The organism is Actinoplanes nipponensis (genome assembly GCF_016862275.1).
Classification (GTDB): domain Bacteria; phylum Actinomycetota; class Actinomycetes; order Mycobacteriales; family Micromonosporaceae; genus Actinoplanes; species Actinoplanes nipponensis.
This window is the reverse complement of the sequence record NZ_BOMQ01000088.1, coordinates 74,844-93,924: the sequence shown is the minus strand read 5'-3', so window position 1 is coordinate 93,924 and position 19,081 is coordinate 74,844. Positions and strand designations below refer to the sequence as shown.

Genomic DNA, 19,081 nt, shown 5'->3' with positions numbered 1-19,081 from the left:
GCACGTTCGTGCCGTCACGCGTGCAGATGGGTGAAGGCCACCCGGACGGCCGTCACCTTGACGACCGAGCCGTCGTACGCGGACAGCTCCGACGCCAGCACCCAGCCGGTGTCGGTGCTCGGCGCGGCGAAGGCGATCCGGCCGGTGAACGGCCGCAGCACGTCGCCCCCGCCGGTGACGTGTCCGCTGCCGAGCTGCCGCACGACGCCGTCGCGGACCTGCACCACGCGGACGTTGACCCCGCCCTCGAAGGCGAGCGCCCGGCCGCTGACGGTCAGCGGCGAGGTGACGACCGCGAGGCGGCTGGGCGTGATGGCGTCCGGCGGCCGGTCGACCACGATGGTGCCGGTGGTGACGCCGAGCACGCTGAACGACGTCGCCGACCGGCCCAGGACCACCCGGCTGAGCGGGCCGGCCACCGAGCCGTTCTCGCCGGTGCGGGACCGCACGTCCACCGTGGCGATGAAGTCGCTGCGCCACCGCGAGCCCTCGACGCTGACGGCCCGCATCCCGGCCACGTCGGCGAGCCACGCGCGCGCGACCCGCCGGGCCTCGGCCAGCGGCGGCATGGTGGTCTCCGGCGGCGACAACTGCAGCCACTCGTAGAACGCCGCGACGTCACCGTCGAGGGAGTACACCGTGCGGCGCACGGTGCCGAACTGCTTGAACGTGGCGTCCAGCTCGGCGAGGAATGCCGCCGTGCCGGCGCTGGAGCCGGCGGTCGGCAGGACCGGGCGCAGGTCGCGGAAGTCGGCGTAGCCGACCGCGTTGTCGATGCGGACGCCGCGCAGCCTGCCCGCGCTCGCCGGGGTGAAGACCGACCAGTAGCCCGCGTCGCGTTCCGCGCGGGTGGGCCCGGCCAGCAGCTGGGTCAGCGCCGCCGTGGCCACCTTCGGGCTGCGCGGCACCCGGCGGGGCACCGCGACCACCCGGGTGGGATCGTCGGCGGACCCGCGGTGGAAGTAGACCTTGACCGTCATCGTGGCCGGGGCCGTGCCGGGCGCCGTGCCCGGTGTCGTGCCCGGTGTCGTTCCCGGTACCCCGTCGGGGGACCCGCCCGGCGCCGGGTTCGCCGGTTCGCCGGCGGCCGGCGGCGCCGTGCCGTGGTCCCCGTCGTCGCGGACCACCAGCCAGATGCCGCCCAGCACCAGCACGACGGCGGCGAACACGCCGAGCACGGCTGCCGCCCACCGGGGTCTCATCGGAAGATTCATGGTGGCCTCCTGCGGCGCCCCCCACGATGCGACCCTACGACCTCGGCGGCCGCCTGATCAGGGCTCGGCGACCTGTTCTCCGGAGCCGATCGACCCGACTTCCGGCCACCGCCGCGACACGGGCCGCCACCGGTGGAAACGGTGTCGTACGATGCTGCGCGGAGTGCCGGGAAGCCTGGTCGGCGAGTCGCTGACCCGTGGAGGCGTCATGATCGCCCGCCCGCCCCGTCCCACCGTCTTCCCCGCCCTGCCGCGACGCGCACTCCCATCCGTTCCGCCGCAGAGGAGCTGACATGGCCACGTCGACCGAGGCGATCTCCGTCGCCGCCTTGAGCAAGTCGTTCGGCAGCGCGAAGGCGCTGGACGGGCTCGATCTGAGCGTCGCCACCGGCGAGGTGCACGGCTTCCTGGGGCCCAACGGCAGCGGGAAGACCACCACCATCCGGGTGCTGCTCGGCCTGCTGCGTCCCGACGCGGGACGGGTACGGATGCTGGACGGCGACCCCTGGCGGGACGCGGTCGCGCTGCACCGCCGCCTGGCCTACGTGCCCGGCGACGTCACGCTGTGGCCGGGCATCACCGGTGGCGAGGTCATCGACCTGCTCGGCCGGATGCGCGGCGGGCTGGACCAGCGCCGCCGCGACGAGCTGCTGGAACGCTTCGACCTGGATCCGCGCAAGAAGGCCCGGGCGTACTCCAAGGGCAACCGGCAGAAGGTCGCGCTGATCGCCGCGCTGGCCTCCGACGCCGAGCTGCTGCTGCTGGACGAGCCCACCTCCGGGCTCGACCCGCTGATGGAGTCGGTCTTCCAGGAGTGCATCCAGCAGGTTAAGCGGCAGGGCCGCACGGTGCTGCTGTCCAGCCACATCCTCGCCGAGGTCGAGGCGCTGTGCGACCGGGTGAGCATCATCCGGCTCGGCCGCACCGTGGAGTCCGGCACGCTGACCGAGCTGCGGCACCTGACGCGGACCTCGATCTCGGTGGAGACCGCCCGGCCGCTGGCCGGCATCGAGGCGCTGACCGGGGTGCACGACATGGTGCTGGCCGACCACCACGCCCGCTTCGACGTCGACAGCGCCGAGCTGGACACCGTGGTGCGCCGGCTCGCCCCGCTGGGGGTGCGCAGCCTGACCAGCACCCCGCCCACGTTGGAGGAGATGTTCCTGCGCCACTACGGCGACGACCGGGCGGCGGGGGAGAAGGTGGCGTCATGACCGGCACGGGCGGGCTGCTGCGGTTCCTGCTGCGCCGCGAGCGCGCCGGTCTGCCCTGGTGGCTGCTGGGCGCGACGCTGCTCGTGCTGGTCCAGTCCCTGCAGAGCCAGAAGCTGTACGGCAGCCCCGAGGCCCTCGAACGGCTGCGCCACACGATCGGCGGCAACACCGCGGTGATCGCGATGAGCGGGCCGACCCGGCTGCTCGGCGCGATCGGCGGGGAGGTCGTCTTCGAGATCTTCGCGTTCGCGGCGATCGTCGTCGCGCTGATGAACATGTTCCTCGTCGGCCGGCACACCCGGGCCGAGGAGGAGACCGGGCGGGCCGAGCTGATCCGCTCGGCCCGGGTGGGCCGGCCGGCCCCGCTCACGGCGGCGCTGACCCTGGCCGCGGTGGCCAACGTCGCGGTGGGCGCGCTGATCGTGGCGGTCGCGGTCGGCACCGGCCTGCCGGCGGCCGGCTCGGTGCTGTTCGGCGCCGCGATGACCGCCGTGGGCCTCGTGTTCGCCGCGCTCACCGCGGTCGCGGCCCAGGTCTTCGAGAACGTCCGGGCGGTGTACGGCGCCGTCGCGCTGATCCTGGGCGCCGCGTACGTCCTGCGGGCCGCCGGGGACGTCGGCGGGGGCGCCCTGTCCTGGCTCTCGCCCATCGGCTGGGGCCAGCGCACGTTCCCCTACACCGGCGACCGGTGGTGGCCGCTGCTGCTGCCGCTGGGCCTGTCCGTGCTGCTGGTGGCGGCGGCGTCGGCCCTGTTGCGGCGGCGCGACTTCGGCGCCGGCCTGGTGGCGGCCCGGCCCGGCCGGGCGCGGGCCGCCCGGTCGCTGCGCAACGCGTACGCATTGTCGTGGCGCCTGCAGCGGGCGAGCCTGCTGGGCTGGGCCGTGGGGCTGGGCCTGCTCGGCGTCGCGTACGGGTCCATCGCGGACAGCATCGAGCAGTACATCCGCGACAACCCGGAGGTGGCCCAGTTCCTGCCGGGCGGCGCCGCCGACGTCGTCGACGCGTACCTGGCGCTGACCGTGGGCCTGTCCGCGCTCATCGCGGCGGCGTACGGCGTGACCAGCGCCCTGCGGATCCGCGCCGAGGAGACCTCGGGCCGGGCCGAGCCGCTGCTGGCCACCGCGACCAGCCGGCTGACCTGGCTGGCCGGCCAGCTCAGCGTGGCCCTCACCGGCAGCGCCCTGGCCCTGCTCACCTTCGGCCTCGGCGAGGGCGCGGCCTACGGGCTGATCATCTCCGACGCCGGCCAGGTGCCCCGGATGGCCGCCGTCGCGCTGGCCTACCTGCCCGCGGTGTGGCTGGTCGTCGCCGTGGTGGTCCTGGTCCTGGGCTGGCTGCCCCGGCCGAGCGCCGCGCTGGCCTGGACGGGCGTGGGGTACTGCGCGGTCGTCGCCCTCTTCGCCGACTCGTTCGACCTGCCGGGCTGGTCCCAGCGGGCCTCGCCGTTCGCCCACACGCCCCGGGTGCCGCTGGCGGACCCGGCGCTCACCCCGCTGCTCGTGATCCTCGCGCTGACCGTCGCCTGCCTGGCCGGGGGGTACGCGGGACTGCGCCGCCGCGACATCGGCTACTGACCTACGACATGTCCGCTGTGGACGAGCGCCGGGTAACGGGCGGGGGCCCCGCCCGTCACCTGACAGGTGGGGCCCCCGCGTTTCACACCAGGGTGGTTCGCCACAGCCGGGACGGGTCGGCGTCGCAGTAGTAGAGGACGACGGCCGCGTTGACGCCCGTGCTGCCGCCCGCGGGGGACAGGCACAGCCCGCTCTTGACGTTCAGGATCTTGACGTAGCCGTCGCGGTCCGGGATCGGCCGCCACACGCGGGCCGGGTCGCCGTCGCAGTAGTACTGGACGACCACGGTGTTCGGCGTGGTGGCGCCGCCCGCCGGGGAGAGGCACAGGCCGCTGTTGACGTTCTGGAGGACCCGCTCGCTCCGGGGATAGTCGATGTACTTGAGGTCCCACAGCCGTGACGCGAGACGGTCGCAGTAGTACGTGACGGCGGTGGTGTTGCGGACCGTGCCGCCCCCGGCGACGGTCAGGCACCGGCCGCCGTCGTTGGCGCTCGAGATCTGGTACGCGCCGAACTCGGTCCACCGCCGGGCCGGGTCACCGTCGCAGGTGTACTGCACGATCGCGGTGTTCAGCCCGGAGTCGCCGCCCGCCGGCGACAGGCAGAGCCGGCTCTTGACGTTCCGGAGCCCGAAGCCGCGCTCGAGCTGGACGAACTCCCAGTAGCGCGACGAGTCCTCGTCGCAGGTGTACTGCACGACGATCACGTTCAGGCCCGTGCTGCCGCCGGCCGGGGACAGGCACAGCCTGTTGGACAGGTTCTTGAAGTAGTAGAGGCCCTGGCCGCCCGGGCTGTCGAGGATCTCCCAGGACCGCGGCGTGAAGCCGTCGCAGGAGAACTGGACGATCGTGACGTTGAGAGCGCCGCTGCCGCCCGCGGGGGACAGGCAGAGGCGACTGGCCTCGTTCTGGATGCGGAGCTTGGGCGCCGGGCCCGCCGCCTGCGCGGGCGCGGCCGGCAGGAAGGCGCCCAGCAGGGCGAGGGCGGCCAGCATGAGCACGGTGCGGCGCAGGCGGCGGAACGTGGACGGGACGGGGCGGAGGCGGGTGCGGACTTCGGTCACGGACGGTCCCCTTTCGTGGTCTCCGACGCTACGGACCGTGCCGGGCTGGGTGCTCCCGGTTTAGTGCCAGCCGCGTACGCGGGCCGCTGCCCGAACTGTCCGGATGTCGTCAGCCTGGCCATCTCCCGGAATCCGGGCATCGGCTGCGCCCACAATGTGGGGCAAAGCAGACGGAGGGCTGAGACATGACCATGACTGTCACCACCACCGAGACGACCGCCGCGCCCGGCGCCACCCTGACGCCGTTCGTCGACGAGTTACCCGTGCCACCGGTGCTGCGTCCGATGTACGACTCCCACGGCAGCGGCGTGCTGCGGGTGCGGGCGCGAAACACCACCGTGAGCCTGCATCGGGCACTGCCGAGGACCCCCGTGTGGGCGTACGAGGGTCACCTGCCCGGGCCCACGATCGAGGTCCGGCGCGACGCGCCCGTGCGCATCCACTGGATCAACAAGCTGACCGGCCCGCTGCCGTTCGCGTCCGTCGCCGGCCCGCCCGGCAGCCAGAACGAGCCCGGCCGCTCCGGCGCCGTCCCCCGCGACCTGGCCGGCGTGCCGGCCTGGACCGCCGTGCACGTCCACGGGGCGGCGGTGGCCGCCGCCAGCGACGGCTGGCCGGAGAACGGCGTCCTGACCGGCGACCGGTCCGTCTCCACCTATCCGAACCAGCAGCGGGCCACCGCGCTCTGGTACCACGACCATGCCATGAATCTGACCGCCTACCAGGTGTACGCGGGGCTGGCCGGCACGTACCTGATCCGCGACGACGAGGAGGAGGCGCTGGACCTGCCGTCCGGGCGGCGGGAGCTGCCGCTGGTGCTCAAGGACGTCAACCTCGACCTGGACGAGCAGGGGCGGTTCACCGGGCGGCTGCTGCACAAGACCGAGCAGGGCGCCAACGAGTTCTTCGGCCCGTACACCACGGTCAACGGGCGGATCTGGCCGTACGGGCGGTTCCGCCCGGCGCTGCACCGGCTGCGGATGCTCAATGCATCCAACGCCCGCACGTACCGGCTGGTGCTGCTGGACGCCGCCGGCGCACCGGTGACCGGCACGATGTGGCTGATCGGCACCGACGGCGGACTGCTGGGCGCGCCGGTCGCCGTACCCCCCGACGGCCTGGTCCTGGCGCCCGCCGAGCGGGCCGACGTGCTGGTGGACCTGCGCGGTCAGGCCGGGCAGACCCTCACGCTGGTGAACACGGCGGCGGCGCCCTTCCGGGGCGCGCCGGCCACGGCGGCGCCGGGGACCGGCGACCCGGCCAACCGGCTGCCCTTCCCGAACGTGATGCAACTGCGGGTCGAGGCGGGCCCGGCGGCGCCCGCGACGCCCGTGCCCGCCACGCTCTCGCCCACCTTCCGCCGGCTGACCCACGACGACCTGCCGGACGACCACGGGCACCGGCTGGTGATGCTGGTCAAGTCCAGCAAGCCGCTGCGCGAGATGGAACCGGCCCCGGACGGGCCGGGGACGGTACGGCTCAAGGCCGCCGACGGGACCACCGCGGGCTTCCGGATGGTGGCCGGCACGTGGGCCGACGCGGCCACCTTCCACGTCACCCAGGACGGGTGGGAGATCTGGCGGGTGCTCAACCTCAGCGGGCAGATGCACCCGATCCACCTGCACCTGGTGCAGTTCCAGATCCTGCGGCGCGAGGCCTACGACGCGAGCGGCTTCGACCCGGCCACCGGCGAGGCGGAGCCGCCGATCGCGCACGTGGCGACCCTGCCGGTGCCGCCCGAGGAGGCCGGCTGGAAGGACACGGTGCGGGTCAACCCGAACGAGATGGCCGTGGTGGCCGCCCGCTTCACCGGACACAGTGGACGGTACGTGTACCACTGTCACCTGTTGGAGCACGAGGACGCCGGGATGATGCGCCCGTTCGTCGTGCTCCCGGCGGGCATCCCCGGCATGCCCGGCGGGCACAGCCATTGACGGCGCCGCCGGCTGTATTTCCCGGCCGGTTCGCCGCTCGGTCCTGCGTCAGCGGCAACCAGCCGGCACCGCGCCGGCCACCCGACGGAGGACAGCACCATGGCACAGTCGTTCACCACCACCATCAACCGCGGCAGCGACGCCCCGCGCACCGTCGGCCGCACGGCGCTGGCCGGGGCGATCCGCGTCCCGGACGGCGCCGTCCGGTGGGTGGTCCTGGCCCACGCGCGGGACCTGCTGCGCCAGGCCCGCGCCCGCTGGATCCTCGAGACCGTATCGGTCGACGGCGACTACCGGCAGCTGCGCGGCACCGAACCGGCCGAGGCGCTGACGCTCGACGAGAGCTACGCGGAGCTGACCGCCGAGTGCGGGCGGCTGGCCGAGGACTTCCCCGACCGGTGCGGCCCGGCCGCCGGCGCGGTCCGGCGCCTCGCGGTGGTGCTGGCGCCGGCCGCGACCGTCGCGGAGGTGTGGGCGGCGCACACCGAGCTGCTCGGTGTCCTCGAGCCGGGCGGCGGCGACACCGGCGACTGCACGGTCACCCCGCTGGACGGCGCCCTGGAGATCCGCCTCGGCGGCGCCGGGCGGGGCCCCGCGGCCGAGCTCGACACGGCCGCGTTCCTGGCCCGGGTGCGGCGGCTGGCCGGCGCGGCCCGCCGGGAGGGCCGTCGGCCGTCGGCCGCCCAGCTGGTGGCCGAGCGCTTCGCGTTCGACGCGCTGAGCCGCGGCGCCGGGTCGGTCCGGCACTGGGGCACGTCGGGCTTCCGCGACCACCAGACCTACATGTCGGTCACCGATCCCGGCGAGGGCCACCTCGACGGCACGGTCCGGTCGCTGGCCAACCTCGACGGCGTCATCGTCCACATCGAACACCTGGAGCGCGGCGGCCACCAGGACCGCCGGCAGGTCGAGCCGTACCGCATCCCGGACCCGCAGACCGTACGCCAGGTGCGGCTGCTGGTCGGCGACGACGCGCCCGTCTCCTCGTACGTCGGGCGGCCGGTCTTCGAGGGGGCGGTGGAGCCGTCGATGCTCAAGACGGCCCGTACCGTCGCCGCGGCGTGCTCGGAGCTCTTCGCCCAGGGCCTCGCCGAGTGCAAGATCGCCATCGAGGGGATGACCGCCCGCGGCGCCGTGAAGTTCATGCGGGCGGTGCGGGCCGGGGTGGCCCGGGACCGCTTCACCCAGGTGCTGTCGGCCGCGTTCAACCTCAACACCCCGCTGCTGGACGACCGGGCCGGTCAGCTGCACGACGCCCGGCTGGTCACCGGGCGGCTGGACATCGGCCTGCTCGGCGTGGAGCTGGCCCGGGCCGGCGGCTTCGACAAGGTCACCTGGGACGGGACCGCGGACACGTACCCGAGCCGGTGCGTGCTGGAGCAGCTCTCGTACGCCGAGGCGGTGACCCTGGTGCACCGGGCGCACGAGCGTGGGCTGCTGACGTACTTCTCGGCCGGTTTCCGCCGGCACCACCTGGCCCAGGCGGTGCTGACCGGGGTGGACGGCATCGGGGTCGGCGGGGCGCAGATCCTGCGGTACATGGACGCCGACACCGGCTTCCACGGCCCGTTCCTGGACCGGCACATCCCGGCCATCCTGGCCGAGCGCGACCTGGCCGAGACCTCCGTGCTGGGGCAGGCGGCGCGGACGCTGAGCCGGCTGGACCGGATGGCCTACGAGGGCACGCTCACCGCGTGGGACGACGTGCACCGGCGGGACCTGTTCGCGGCGCTCACCGCGGGCCGGCCCGACCTCGGCGAGCTGCGCCGGCTGCTCGGCGCCGTGGCGCACGTGACCGCGCTGCCCGACGACACCGAGCACCCGCTGGTCGGCTGGGCGGGCCGGCTGCTCGCCGGCGGTCACCACACGCTGGCGGCCACCTCGACCCGGTTGCGCTCGGACTGGCAGGCCCACCTGGACCGGGTCGCCGAGGCCCGGGACCACGACGACCTGGACCGGCTGGAGCTGCTGCTGGCGGCCGGGGGCGGCTTCGCGGCGGCGAGCCCGCGGTCGCGGCGGGAACCCGCGGCCGGCCAGGCGCTCGCCGCCTGACCCGGTGCCCCGCACCGCGCCGGAGCGGACTCCGGCGCGGTGCGGACGGTCAGGGGCGCAGGCCTGCGCCGAGGCAGACGAAGCCGGCGGCGGCCACGCGCTCCGCCGGCCCGCCGTGGCGGACCAGGTCGCGGCGGGCGGTGGCGAGCGCCGCGGCCGGCGCCGCCCCGGCCGCCAGCTCGCGGTGCACCGTCGTCATCAGCTCCGCGGCGGGTACGTCCGGCACCGGCAGCAGGGCCGCGATCAGCGCGCGGGCGCCCATGGTCAGCAGGGCCGCGGAGAAGCCGAGCAGTTCGTCGCCCGGGCACACCAGGGACAGGCCGCTGTCGCAGGCGGCGAGGATCACCAGGTCCGGTACGCCGGGCAGGGTCTGCAGGTCGTGGACGGTGAGCGGGCCGTCGGCCAGCCGCAGGCAGGAGAAGAGCGGGTTGTCGCGCCGGAACGTGCCGTGCGCGGCCAGGTGGGCGATCCCGGCGTGCGGCAGGGCGGCCAGCACGGCGGCCGTGGTGGCCGCCGCCCCCGTCAGCACCCGGGCGGCGGGGTGCAGGCGGCGCAGCGCGGCGATCTCGGCGACCGCGCCGGGCAGATCCGGGCCGGCGACGGCCAGCGGGGCCCCGCCGCGGGGCGCGCGCCGGGCGGCCTGGTGCCAGAGGGTCAGCGAGGGCGAGACGGTCACCGGGCGCTCGGCGCAGGACGGCAGCAGGGCCCACGGCAGGGACTGCAGCGCCCCGGTCGGGACGATCACCAGCGGGCGGTCGCCGAGCTCGGCCCGTACCGGCCGGATCAGCAGGTCGTCGAGGCGGCGGCCGAGGCTGGTGAGCAGCCGGCCGGCCGCCTCGGCGGTGTGCGGGTCCCGGGCGGCGGCGCGGCGCATGGCGAACGGCAGGTGCTCCAGCGGGCCGGTGAACTCCGCGGCCCGGCCCAGCGGGCGCATGCGGACCCGGCCGCCGGCGACGAGCAGGACGTACAGCAGGCCGGCGCTCTCCACGTACTCGAGCACCGCCGCGCCGTCCAGCGCCTCGGTGAGCTGAGCGACCGAGGCCGGCGCGGCCGCCCCGGTGTAGTCGCCGTGGCGGCGCCGCAGGCGGTCGCGGACCCGGTTCTCCAGCACCGCCTGCCGCCGTTCCAGCGCGGCCACCGGCGCGCCGGACCGGCGCGCGTCGGTCAGCTCCGCGACGACCGCCCGGACCTGGGTCAGCTCCGCGGCGAGCACCGGGTCGCGCGGCGGCTGGGCCCGGGCCAGCAGCAGGTGGCTGGCCCGGCCGCGCTCGGCCCAGCACAGCACCCGGCGCGCCGACCGGGCCTCGACGGCCATCCGCAGCCCCAGCTCGACCAGCTCGGTGCGGTGCCCCGAGACGTGCGCGAGCAGGTCGGCGGCGCCGAGCGTGGCCCGGTACTGCTCGGCGATGCGCAGGCCGGCCGAGATGGCGGAGCTGGCCGCCCGCCGCCGCCCGTCGACCAGGTGGCCCAGGGCGGTCGCCTGCCAGGCGCGGATGCGCAGCTCGGCCGGCCCGGCCCGGCGGGCGGCGCCGGCCGCGGCCAGCAGCGCGCGGGCCTCGCCGCGGCGGCCGCGCTCGAGCGCGAGCCGGGCCGCGGTGATCCGGGCGTCGAGGGCGGGCAGCCGCCAGCCGGCCGCGTCCAGGGCCTCGGCGGCCCGCACGAGCTGCGGCACGGCGACGTGCAGGCCCTGCCCGAGCCGGCAGCGCAGCGCGATCAGCCGGGCCACCGCGCTCCAGTCGTCGCGGTGCTGGCGGGCGAACGCGGCGGCGGCCTGCCGGGCCGCGGGCAGGGCGGCGCCGCAGTCGCCCGCGAGCAGGGCGGCGGTGGCGACCATCAGATGACCCTCGGGGAGCTTGAAGCCGCCGCGGGAGCGGGTCAGCTCGGCCACCACCTGCTCGGCCGCCTCCCGCGCCTCCCGGGCGAGCCGCACGGACAGCAGCAGCTCGGAGCGGTCGAGCAGCAGCGAGCTGACCCCGACCCCGAGCGCGCGGTACTGCTGTTCGGCCTCGGCGAAGTGCCGCAGCGCCTCCGGCACGGCGCCCCGCCGGCTGTGCGCGAAGCCCAGGTTCTCCTGCACGTTGGCGGCGAGCAGGCCCAGCCCCTCGCGCCGGCTGAGCCGCTCGGCCGCACGCAGGTCGGCGAGCGCCTCGGCGAAGTGGTAGCGGAACACCTGGAGCACGCCGCGGTTGTTGAGCACCCGCCAGGTCCACACCCAGTCGCGCGCCGTGCGCAGCCGGGGCAGCACCTCCCGGTACGTCTCCAGCGCCTCCCCGAGCCGGCCGAGCTGCTGCAGGATGGCGCCGCGCTGGGCGGTGGCCCGGGACCGCTGGACCCCGGTCAGGTCGGCCCGGGCCCGGTCGATGACGCCGAGCGCGCGCCCGGGCTGGCCCCGGCAGCTCAGCACGTACGCCAGGCTCATCCGGGCCTCGGCGGCGAGGGTCGGGTTGCCGGCCCGCCGGGCCAGCCGGACCGCGCCGCGCTCGCAGCGCAGCGCGGTGTCGAGGTCCGCCAGGTGCAGGGCGGCCAGGCCCCGGGCCCGCTCGGCGACCGCCGCCGACGCCGGGTCGTGGGCCCGCCGGGCCAGCTCGAGGGCCTGGGCGGCGCGGCTCCAGGCGCGTCGCGGCTGCGCGTCGACCAGGCGCAGGGCCTCGTTCCCGAGGGCGCCGGCCGTGGTGTCCCGGACCATGGTGCCTCCCGAGCGATTTCTCGTGCCCCCGCCGCGCCGGCGACTTTCTCCAGGGACATTTGTATCAAACAGGGCACCCGCCGGTCCGCATCGGTGAACCCGGAACACCACATCGAGCAGGGGGAACGATGACTGACAAGGCCGCGACACGGGAAGCTTTCCACCGCGTGGACGAACTGGTGGTGGCGCTGCCGCACCTGAACGTGGTCCGGGCGGGGCTCAACGAGCTCGAGGTGGACCTGAGCGTTCGCGACGAGAACCGGGCCCTCGGCCTCGCCCTGGTGAGCCTGCACGGGCGCGAGCTCGCCGGCACCGCGCGGGACAAGCACTCCCGGCTCGACGATCTCCTCGAACAGCTGCGCACCCACTTCCGCGACACCTTCGACGGCTGGGTGCCGGAGTTCGGCAAGAACCGCGAGGTCGAGACCGTCGGCGGCGCCCACGTGATCAGCGGCGGCGGCAGCGACCTGCCCACCGTCGCGGAGGGCGAGGCCGAGGCGCTGGCCGGCGGCTGGGGGGACCGGTCACTGGCCGACGACGCCTACGTGCTGCCCGCGCCGGAAACGGACGACGACGCCGCCCGGGGCGGCCCGCGCAGCCTGGCCGGCGGGCTGCCCCGCGATCGCGGCATGTACGGCCAGGGCGCCACCGTCGCCGTCTGCGACACCCGGCTGTGGGACGGCGGCGCGCTCACCGGCGGCTACCTCGCCGCCCCGGACGCCCTGCTGCCGCGGGAGAAAGAGGTCACCCTGCCGTTCACCGCCGGGCACGCCACCTTCGTCACCGGCACCGTCCTGCGGAGCGCGCCGGGCGCGGCGGTCACCGTCCACCCCACGCTGGGCGACGACGCGAAGGGCACCTCGTGGCAGCTCGCCGTCGACCTGGCCGAGCTGGCCGGGCGCGGCATCGACGTCATCAACATCTCCGCCGGCTTCTTCACCGGCGACAACCAGCCGGCCCTGGCCCTCACCGCCGCGCTGCGGCTGCTCGGCCCGCAGACCGTCGTGGTGGCCGCGGCCGGCAACCACGGCATGGCCGCGGAGGGGTCCCGCCGTCCGCTGTGGCCGGCGGCGTACGACGAGGTGGTGGCGGTCGGCGCCCTGACGGCCAAGGGCACCCGGGCCGCGTTCAGCCCGGACGCGGACTGGGTGCAGCTGATGGCGCCCGGCGTGAACGTGGTGAGCAACTACTTCGGCGGCGAGGTGCGGGTGACCGGCTCGGAAGCGGGCCGGGAGAGGCACTACGGCGGGGTGGCGGCGTGGAGCGGCACGTCGTTCGCCGCGGCGTGGGTCTCCGGCCTGATCGCCGGGCGCGTCCGGCGCGGTGAGGTCGGCGGGCGCGACGCACTGCACCGGCTGACCCGCGCCGCCGCGGCCGGAGCCAGCGCGGCCCGCCTGCCGAAAGACTGCATTTAGCCGTTATCCGGGGCATAGGTGGCTATCGCGGCTATTGTCCGCGCTGGCGGGGACCAGCCCGTACCACTCGACGAGGAGTCAGCAATGATCGACGGCGATCCCGCCGGCCGCACGGCCGGCCGCGACCCGAACGCGGTCCCGGCCGGTATCCCGGGCGGCGTACCACCCGACGAGGACTTCGCCGCGAGCGACGGCGGGCTCACCGCCCTGCTCACCTCGGCGGCGGCCGGCGACGCGCGGGCGTGGAACGCCCTGGTGGAACGGTACGCTCCGCTGGTGTACGCGACCTGCCGGCGCTGGCGGCTGGACGCGGCGGACACCGCCGACGTGAGCCAGACCGTGTGGCTGCGGCTGGTGGAGAACCTCGGCCGGCTGCGCGAGCCGCAGGCCCTGCCGGGCTGGCTGCGGACCACCACGGTCCGCGAATGCACCCGGCTGTACCACGCGCAACGCCGGGAGCGACCCGACGATCTCGTCGCCCACCTGGCCCGGTCCCCGGACGACGGAGCCGGCCCGGTCGACGGGCGCCTGATCGCCGACGAGCGCGCCGCCGCGCTCCGGGCCGCGCTCGCGGAGCTGCCGGACCGCTGCCGGCGGCTGCTCGGCCTGCTGATGAGTGACCCACCCACCTCGTACGCCGACATCAGCGCGCGGCTCGGCATGCCGTGCGGCGCGATCGGCCCGAACCGGGCCCGCTGCCTGGACCGGCTGCGCGGCAGCCCCACCCTGCGGGCCCTGCTGACCGATGCCGACCCGCAGGACAGGCCGTGACCACGCCGGCGCCGAAGAAGGAGACGACCATGATGGGCAACGACTGGCAGGAGAACGACAACCTCCTGCGGGCGCTCGACGAGGCCGTGCGCACCCCCGACCCCACCCCGCCGGCGGTGCTGGAGGCGGCCCGCGCGGTCTACACCTGGCGCACCGTCGACGCCGAACTGGCCGAGCTCGTCCACGACTCCCGCGCCGAGACGGCGGCCCTGGCCGGCCTGCGGGCCGAGGAGGCCGAGCTGCGGACGCTGAGCTTCGCCGCCCCCGGTCTCACCGTGGAACTGGGCGTGTCACCCTCCGCGCTGCTCGGGCTGCTGGTGCCGCCCGGCCCGGCCGAGGTGACCCTCCGGCTCGACGGCGGGCAGACCAGCACCGTCCCGGTCGACGAGGACGGCTGCTTCCGCATCGCCCCGCCGCCGGTCGGCCTGTTCAGCGTGGCCTGCGAACTCCCCGGCGGGCGGCAGGTCGTGACCAGCACCTTCCGGCTGTAGGCGCCGCGCCCGGCTCACCGGGCCCGGGCGGACGCCCGGCCCGCGCCTTGGGGCGTTCGACGGTGGCCGCCCGGGCGTCGGTGAGGCCGCCGGCCACCACGGCGAGCACGTCGATGTCGCTGCGCCCCGCGCGGGAGCCGCCGGCGGGCCCCCGACGGCGCCGGAAAGTGTCGGTGCCGTGGCTTAGCCTCGCCGCAGCGGAAGGAGACGGCCATGGCGACCTTCGTCCTGATCCACGGCGCCGGTGACGTCGGCTGGTACTGGCACCTCGTGGCGGCCGAGCTGCGGGCCCGCGGCCATGAGGTCGTGGCCCCCGACCTGCCCTGCGACGACGACACGGCGGGCCTGCCCGAGTACGCCGACGCGGTGGCCGCCGCCGTCGGTGACCGGCGTGACCTCGTCGTCGTGGCGCAGTCGGCCGGCGGCTTCACCGCCCCGCTCGTCTGCGACCGGGTGCCGGTCGGTCTGCTCGTCCTGGTCGCCCCGCTGATTCCCGCCCCGGGCGAGGCGCCGGCCGACTACTGGGCCCACACGCGGTACGGGGAGGAGGCCGGCGACTCCTTCGACGACGAGATCGCCCTGTTCTATCAGGACGTTCCGCCGGCGCTGGCGGCCGAGGCGCTGAGCCGGGGCCGGCGCCAGTCCGAGGCCAGGATGGCCGAGCCGTCGCCGCTCACCGCCTGGCCCGACGTCCCCACGCGGGTCCTGCTCTGCCGCGACGACCGCCTCCTGCCGCTCGGCTACGTGCGCCGCGTCGCCCGGGAGAGGCTGGGCGTCGTCCCCGACGAGATCGACGGCGGGCACACCCCGGCCCTGAGCCGCCCGCGCGAGCTGGCCGGCCGGCTGGTGGCGTACGCCGCCGCGGCCGGGTTCTGAGCCGGGTCGCGATGGCCCCCGTCGACTACGACGCCGAACTGTGGCGCCACCACGAGGTGCTGGTCCGCGCGACCCGGGTCCGGCCCGCCGACCGTGTCCTCGACATCGGCTGCGGCACCGGGCAGACCACCCGCCAGGCGGCGCGGACGGCCACCGCCGGCGAGGCCCTCGGGGTCGACGTCTCGGCGGCCGCGATCGCGCGCGCCCGCGAGCTGGCCCGGGCCGAGGGGCTCGGCAACGTCACCTTCGAGCAGGGCGACGCGCAGGTCCACCGCCTCCCGCCGGCGCACTTCGACCTGGCCATGAGCAGGTTCGGCACGATGTTCTTCGCCGATCCCGTCGCCGCGTTCGCCACCGTCGGGCGGGCGCTGCGCCCCGGTGGCCGGCTGGTGATGATGGTGTGGCAGGCCCGGGAGCACAACGAGTGGGACGTGGTGATCCGCCGGTCCCTCGGGGCGGCCGCGCCCGCCGGGCCGGATCCGTTCTCGCTGGCCGACCCGGCGACGGTGACGGCGATCCTGCGCGCCGCCGGATTCGACGGCGTCGCCTTCACCGACGTCCGTGAGCCGGTCCACTACGGCCCGGACGTCGCGACGGCCCTCGCCTGGATCCGCGGTTTCACCTGCACCAGCGAGGTCCTGCGGCGCCTTGAGCCCGCCGCCGCGGCGCAGACGGTCGAGCGGCTGCGCCGGGCGCTCGCCGAGCACCGGCGCGACGACGGTGTCTGGTTCGATGCGCGGGCCTGGATCGTCACCGCCCGTCGCGGGCGGGAGGGGACGCCGGCGGCCGGTGCGACGGTCAGGTGGTGAGGGCCTGCTCGAGCGGTGATCTCTCCACCCCGTCGGCGCAGGTGCCGTCGCCCGCGTCGACGATCCACGGCAGGGCGGCGCGGCACTTGGCGCACACCGGCGTGCCGGACGCCGTCGGTGCTATCCGGTTGCGCCGCCCGCAGCCCGGGCAGGCCACGATGTCGGCCATCGCGCTCCTCGCCCCGCCCGCCGGCCGCGGGCCGGCGATGCCTCGACCGCCCAGGCTACCCAGTCACGCGTCGGTGAACGCGTCGTACTTGATGCGGGTCGACGGGATGCACATCTCGGTCAGCCGGCGCAGGGTGGCGTTGACCATGGCCGCGGATCCGGCGACGTAGAAGTCGTGGTCGCGCCACGGCCCGTGCCGGGAGACGACGTCCGGGATGGCGCCCCGCTCCCCGGGGTAGCCCTGTTCGTCGCTGACCGCGCGGACGATGGTGAGCCACGGGAAGCTCTCGGCGATCCGGTCGAGGTGCTCGTGGTCGTAGAAGTCGTCGCGCTGCCGTTCGCCCCGGAACAGGTGGATCCACCGGGTGCGGTTGTAGCGGGTCAGCTCGTCCAGCAGCGCCTTGACCGGGGCCAGGCCGGTGCCGCCGGTGATGAAGACGATGTCGCGGCGCGACTGCGGGTCGAGGGTCATCGACCCCATCGGCGCGGCCAGGCGCAGCATGTCCCCGGCCCGGAGCCGGCGGACCAGGGCGCCGGAGACCCAGCCCCCGCCGGCCGCCCGGACGTGGAAGTCCAGGGTGCCGTCCGCGCGTGGGGCGTTCGCGATGGAGTAGGTGCGCCACAGCCGCGGCTGGTAGCCGCATTCGATGCTGACGTACTGGCCGGCGCGGAACGCCAGCGGCTGCAGGGGCCGGCAGGTGAAGACCGCGACGTCGGCGCCGCGGCGTTCGTGGTGGACGACCTCGGCGTGCCAGTACGGCGGGTTGGTGTCCCCGGCCGCACCGGCGGTCATCGTGGCGGCGATGTGGTCGTAGACGTCGTTCCAGGCCTGCTCGTACACGGAGGTCCACTGCTCGCCGGCGTGGCTGCGGATCGCGTCGATCAGCGCGACCTTGACCTGGGCGTAGTGCTCCGGCGTGACGTGGAACTTGCGGTGGTCCCGGCCCAGGGAGCGCAGGTAGCCGTCGATCCCCTCGGGGTTGTCGAAGTTCTGCACGGCGGAGACGATGGCGCCGAGCAGCCGCGCCCGTTGGGTGTCCATCTGGACCGGGAACAGCTCCCGCAGCTGCGGGTGGGACAGGAACAGCCGGGCGTAGAAGTGCGCCGCGACCCGGTCCTTGCGGTCCTCGACCAGGCCCCAGCTCTCCTTGAGGATGGTCGACAGGCTGGTCATCGATGCCCCTCCGAGGTGGCGGTCCGGCCGGGGCCGGCGGCCGGCGGCGCCGGCCCGTGCGATCAGGGTCGCCGAGCCCGGCGGCGGGCGTCGCACCCGTGGTGCGACGACGGCGCGCGGGGAGCACCCGTCCGTCGTTCATAGCGACCTCATAGCTGACGCATAGCTGCCGGCTCGGTCTTTCTCAGGTGCGCGACCGATGGTGCAGTCATGACCGCGACAACGCATCGGAGCACCGCCTCGCCGCGCCCGGCCCCGCCGGGCCCGGTCCGCCCGCGGCCCCTCGTGACCCCGCGCTGGTGGGGCGACCTGGGCGGCGTCGGCGCCGGGGTCAGCCTGCTGATCGTCACGGCGCTGTGGGTGGCCCACGGCGGCGTGCGCGAACTCGCCGGCGGGGGCGCCGGCGCGGTGTCGGCGCTCGGCCGCCTCACCGGCCTCTGGGCCTCGGACCTGCTGCTGGTGCAGGTGCTGCTGATGGCCCGGATCCCGCTGGTGGAACGGGCCTTCGGGCAGGACCGGCTGGCCCGCTGGCACCGGTGGACCGGCTTCGCCTCGTTCTGGCTGATGATCGGCCACATCGTGCTGATCACCCTCGGCTATGCCGGCGCCGCCCACGCCGACGCGTTCGCCGAGCTGTGGGACATGATCCGCACCTATCCCGGCATGCTGCTGGCCACCGCCGGCACCCTGGCCCTGGTCCTGGTGGTGGTGACCTCGATCCGGGCGGCGCGCCGCCGGCTGCGCTACGAGTCCTGGCACCTGCTGCACCTGTACGCCTACCTCGGCGTCGGGCTCGCGCTGCCGCACCAGCTGTGGACCGGCACGGACTTCATCGGCTCGCCGGCGTCGACGGCGTACTGGTGGAGCCTGTACGCCGTGTCCGCCGGCGCGGTCCTCACCTACCGGCTGGGCCTGCCCGCGTGGCGGTCCTGGCGGCACCGCCTGGTCGTCTCGCACGTGACGCCGGAGGGTCCCGGGCTGACCTCGGTCTACCTGACCGGCCGGCGGCTCGGTGAGCTGCCGGTGCGGGCGGGACAGTTCTTCCAGTGGCGGTTCCTGGACGGTCCGAGCTGGTCGCGGTCGCACCCGTACTCGCTGTCGGCCACCCCGAACGGGCAGCTGCTGCGTATCACCGTCAAGGATCTCGGTGACGGCAGCGCCCGCGTCGCGTCGCTGCGGCCCGGGACGCGGGCGCTGATCGAGGGCCCGTACGGCAAGCTGACCGGCGAGACCTACCCCGGCGGGCCGGTGGTGCTGCTGGCCTGCGGGATCGGGGTCACGCCGCTGCTGTCGCTGCTCGGGGAGCTGCCGTACGGCCCGGGCGAGGCGACCCTGGTCTACCGGGCGCGCAGCGCGGCCGAGGTGGCGTTCCGCGGCGAGCTGGACTGGTTCGCCACCCAGCGGGGGGTGCGCGTGGTCCGCCTGCTCGGCCCCCGGGCGGCCCGGCCGTCGTGGCTGCCGGGGCAGTTCGCCGGCCACGGCGACGCCGAGGCCCTGCGCGGGATCGTTCCCGACATCGCCCGGTCCCACGTCTTCGTGTGCGGACCGGACTCGTGGACCGAGGCGGCCCGGGCCGCCGCGCGGGGCGCCGGGGTTCCGGCCGGGCGCCTGCACACCGAACTGTTCTCCTGGTAAGAGAG

Annotated in this window: 15 protein-coding genes; 10 read left to right on the top strand and 5 right to left on the bottom strand. The window is 75.6% G+C overall.

Going from position 1 to position 19,081, the window contains the following annotated elements:
* Positions 1 to 14: 14 nt before the first annotated feature.
* Positions 15 to 1,214, bottom strand: a complete 1,200-nt coding sequence (locus tag Ani05nite_RS36055; RefSeq protein WP_203775917.1) for a Gmad2 immunoglobulin-like domain-containing protein — start codon at positions 1,212 to 1,214, stop codon at positions 15 to 17.
* Between the two features lie 293 nt (positions 1,215 to 1,507).
* On the opposite strand from Ani05nite_RS36055, the gene Ani05nite_RS36050 reads away from it, so the two are divergent.
* Complete coding sequence (locus Ani05nite_RS36050; protein ID WP_203775915.1) at positions 1,508 to 2,428, top strand: ABC transporter ATP-binding protein; 921 nt, start codon at positions 1,508 to 1,510, stop codon at positions 2,426 to 2,428.
* Complete coding sequence (locus Ani05nite_RS36045; RefSeq protein ID WP_203775913.1) at positions 2,425 to 4,002, top strand: ABC transporter permease; 1,578 nt, start codon at positions 2,425 to 2,427, stop codon at positions 4,000 to 4,002. The genes Ani05nite_RS36050 and Ani05nite_RS36045 overlap by 4 nt, the downstream gene beginning before the upstream one ends.
* 82 nt (positions 4,003 to 4,084) lie before the next feature.
* On the opposite strand, the gene Ani05nite_RS36040 is transcribed toward Ani05nite_RS36045, so the two are convergent.
* Entirely contained in the window at positions 4,085 to 5,065 is a 981-nt protein-coding gene (locus Ani05nite_RS36040; RefSeq protein WP_203775911.1) for an RICIN domain-containing protein, read from the bottom strand.
* 185 nt (positions 5,066 to 5,250) lie between these two features.
* Between Ani05nite_RS36040 and Ani05nite_RS36035 the strand changes: the two genes are divergently transcribed.
* Together Ani05nite_RS36035 and Ani05nite_RS36030 are read left to right on the top strand one after the other, a co-directional pair.
* Positions 5,251 to 6,999, top strand: a complete 1,749-nt coding sequence (locus tag Ani05nite_RS36035) for a multicopper oxidase family protein (RefSeq protein ID WP_203775909.1) — start codon at positions 5,251 to 5,253, stop codon at positions 6,997 to 6,999.
* Positions 7,000 to 7,098: 99 nt separating this feature from the next.
* Complete coding sequence (locus tag Ani05nite_RS36030; protein ID WP_203775908.1) at positions 7,099 to 9,051, top strand: hypothetical protein; 1,953 nt, start codon at positions 7,099 to 7,101, stop codon at positions 9,049 to 9,051.
* A 49-nt stretch (positions 9,052 to 9,100) separates the two neighbouring features.
* Here the strand turns inward: Ani05nite_RS36030 and Ani05nite_RS36025 are convergent, their stop codons facing one another.
* Positions 9,101 to 11,737 (bottom strand): CHAT domain-containing protein, encoded by a 2,637-nt coding sequence (locus tag Ani05nite_RS36025; protein ID WP_203775906.1) that lies wholly within the window; start codon positions 11,735 to 11,737, stop codon positions 9,101 to 9,103.
* A gap of 167 nt (positions 11,738 to 11,904) precedes the next feature.
* On the opposite strand from Ani05nite_RS36025, the gene Ani05nite_RS36020 reads away from it, so the two are divergent.
* The 5 genes from Ani05nite_RS36020 to Ani05nite_RS36000 all read left to right on the top strand — a co-directional run bounded on the left by Ani05nite_RS36020 (position 11,905) and on the right by Ani05nite_RS36000 (position 16,099).
* Entirely contained in the window at positions 11,905 to 13,152 is a 1,248-nt protein-coding gene (locus Ani05nite_RS36020) for a S8 family peptidase (protein ID WP_203775904.1), read from the top strand.
* An 84-nt stretch (positions 13,153 to 13,236) separates the two neighbouring features.
* Positions 13,237 to 13,923, top strand: coding sequence for an RNA polymerase sigma factor (locus Ani05nite_RS36015; protein WP_203775902.1), 687 nt, complete (start codon positions 13,237 to 13,239; stop codon positions 13,921 to 13,923).
* The gene (locus tag Ani05nite_RS36010) at positions 13,920 to 14,414 is read left to right on the top strand and encodes a carboxypeptidase-like regulatory domain-containing protein (RefSeq protein WP_203775900.1); all 495 of its coding nucleotides are present in this window, start codon (positions 13,920 to 13,922) and stop codon (positions 14,412 to 14,414) included. The genes Ani05nite_RS36015 and Ani05nite_RS36010 overlap by 4 nt, the downstream gene beginning before the upstream one ends.
* A 213-nt stretch (positions 14,415 to 14,627) precedes the next feature.
* Positions 14,628 to 15,290, top strand: a complete 663-nt coding sequence (locus Ani05nite_RS36005; RefSeq protein WP_203775898.1) for an alpha/beta hydrolase — start codon at positions 14,628 to 14,630, stop codon at positions 15,288 to 15,290.
* Between the two features lie 11 nt (positions 15,291 to 15,301).
* Complete coding sequence (locus tag Ani05nite_RS36000) at positions 15,302 to 16,099, top strand: class I SAM-dependent methyltransferase (RefSeq protein ID WP_203775896.1); 798 nt, start codon at positions 15,302 to 15,304, stop codon at positions 16,097 to 16,099.
* Here Ani05nite_RS36000 and Ani05nite_RS35995 read toward each other — a convergent pair.
* Both Ani05nite_RS35995 and Ani05nite_RS35990 read right to left on the bottom strand, forming a co-directional pair.
* On the bottom strand, positions 16,089 to 16,268 hold the full coding sequence (locus Ani05nite_RS35995; protein WP_203775894.1) for a hypothetical protein: 180 nt from the start codon (positions 16,266 to 16,268) through the stop codon (positions 16,089 to 16,091). The two genes, Ani05nite_RS36000 and Ani05nite_RS35995, sit on opposite strands and share 11 nt — an antisense overlap.
* 63 nt (positions 16,269 to 16,331) lie before the next feature.
* Positions 16,332 to 17,441: a globin domain-containing protein gene (locus tag Ani05nite_RS35990; RefSeq protein WP_203775892.1), complete on the bottom strand. Its 1,110-nt coding sequence runs from the start codon at positions 17,439 to 17,441 to the stop codon at positions 16,332 to 16,334.
* A gap of 210 nt (positions 17,442 to 17,651) precedes the next feature.
* Between Ani05nite_RS35990 and Ani05nite_RS35985 the strand changes: the two genes are divergently transcribed.
* A complete protein-coding gene (locus Ani05nite_RS35985) occupies positions 17,652 to 19,076 on the top strand; it encodes a ferredoxin reductase family protein (protein WP_203775890.1) in 1,425 nt (474 codons plus the stop codon).
* Positions 19,077 to 19,081: the final 5 nt, after the last annotated feature.

Bases quoted from the DNA above. Each gene is read 5' to 3' on its own strand.
- Ani05nite_RS36055 (WP_203775917.1), bottom strand. From the start codon at position 1,214: ATGAATCTTCCGATGAGACCCCGGTGGGCGGCAGCCGTGCTCGGCGTG.
- Ani05nite_RS36050 (WP_203775915.1), top strand. From the start codon at position 1,508: ATGGCCACGTCGACCGAGGCGATCTCCGTCGCCGCCTTGAGCAAGTCG.
- Ani05nite_RS36045 (WP_203775913.1), top strand. From the start codon at position 2,425: ATGACCGGCACGGGCGGGCTGCTGCGGTTCCTGCTGCGCCGCGAGCGC.
- Ani05nite_RS36035 (WP_203775909.1), top strand. From the start codon at position 5,251: ATGACCATGACTGTCACCACCACCGAGACGACCGCCGCGCCCGGCGCC.
- Ani05nite_RS36030 (WP_203775908.1), top strand. From the start codon at position 7,099: ATGGCACAGTCGTTCACCACCACCATCAACCGCGGCAGCGACGCCCCG.
- Ani05nite_RS36025 (WP_203775906.1), bottom strand. From the start codon at position 11,737: ATGGTCCGGGACACCACGGCCGGCGCCCTCGGGAACGAGGCCCTGCGC.
- Ani05nite_RS36015 (WP_203775902.1), top strand. From the start codon at position 13,237: ATGATCGACGGCGATCCCGCCGGCCGCACGGCCGGCCGCGACCCGAAC.
- Ani05nite_RS36005 (WP_203775898.1), top strand. From the start codon at position 14,628: ATGGCGACCTTCGTCCTGATCCACGGCGCCGGTGACGTCGGCTGGTAC.
- Ani05nite_RS36000 (WP_203775896.1), top strand. From the start codon at position 15,302: ATGGCCCCCGTCGACTACGACGCCGAACTGTGGCGCCACCACGAGGTG.
- Ani05nite_RS35995 (WP_203775894.1), bottom strand. From the start codon at position 16,268: ATGGCCGACATCGTGGCCTGCCCGGGCTGCGGGCGGCGCAACCGGATA.
- Ani05nite_RS35990 (WP_203775892.1), bottom strand. From the start codon at position 17,441: ATGACCAGCCTGTCGACCATCCTCAAGGAGAGCTGGGGCCTGGTCGAG.
- Ani05nite_RS35985 (WP_203775890.1), top strand. From the start codon at position 17,652: ATGACCGCGACAACGCATCGGAGCACCGCCTCGCCGCGCCCGGCCCCG.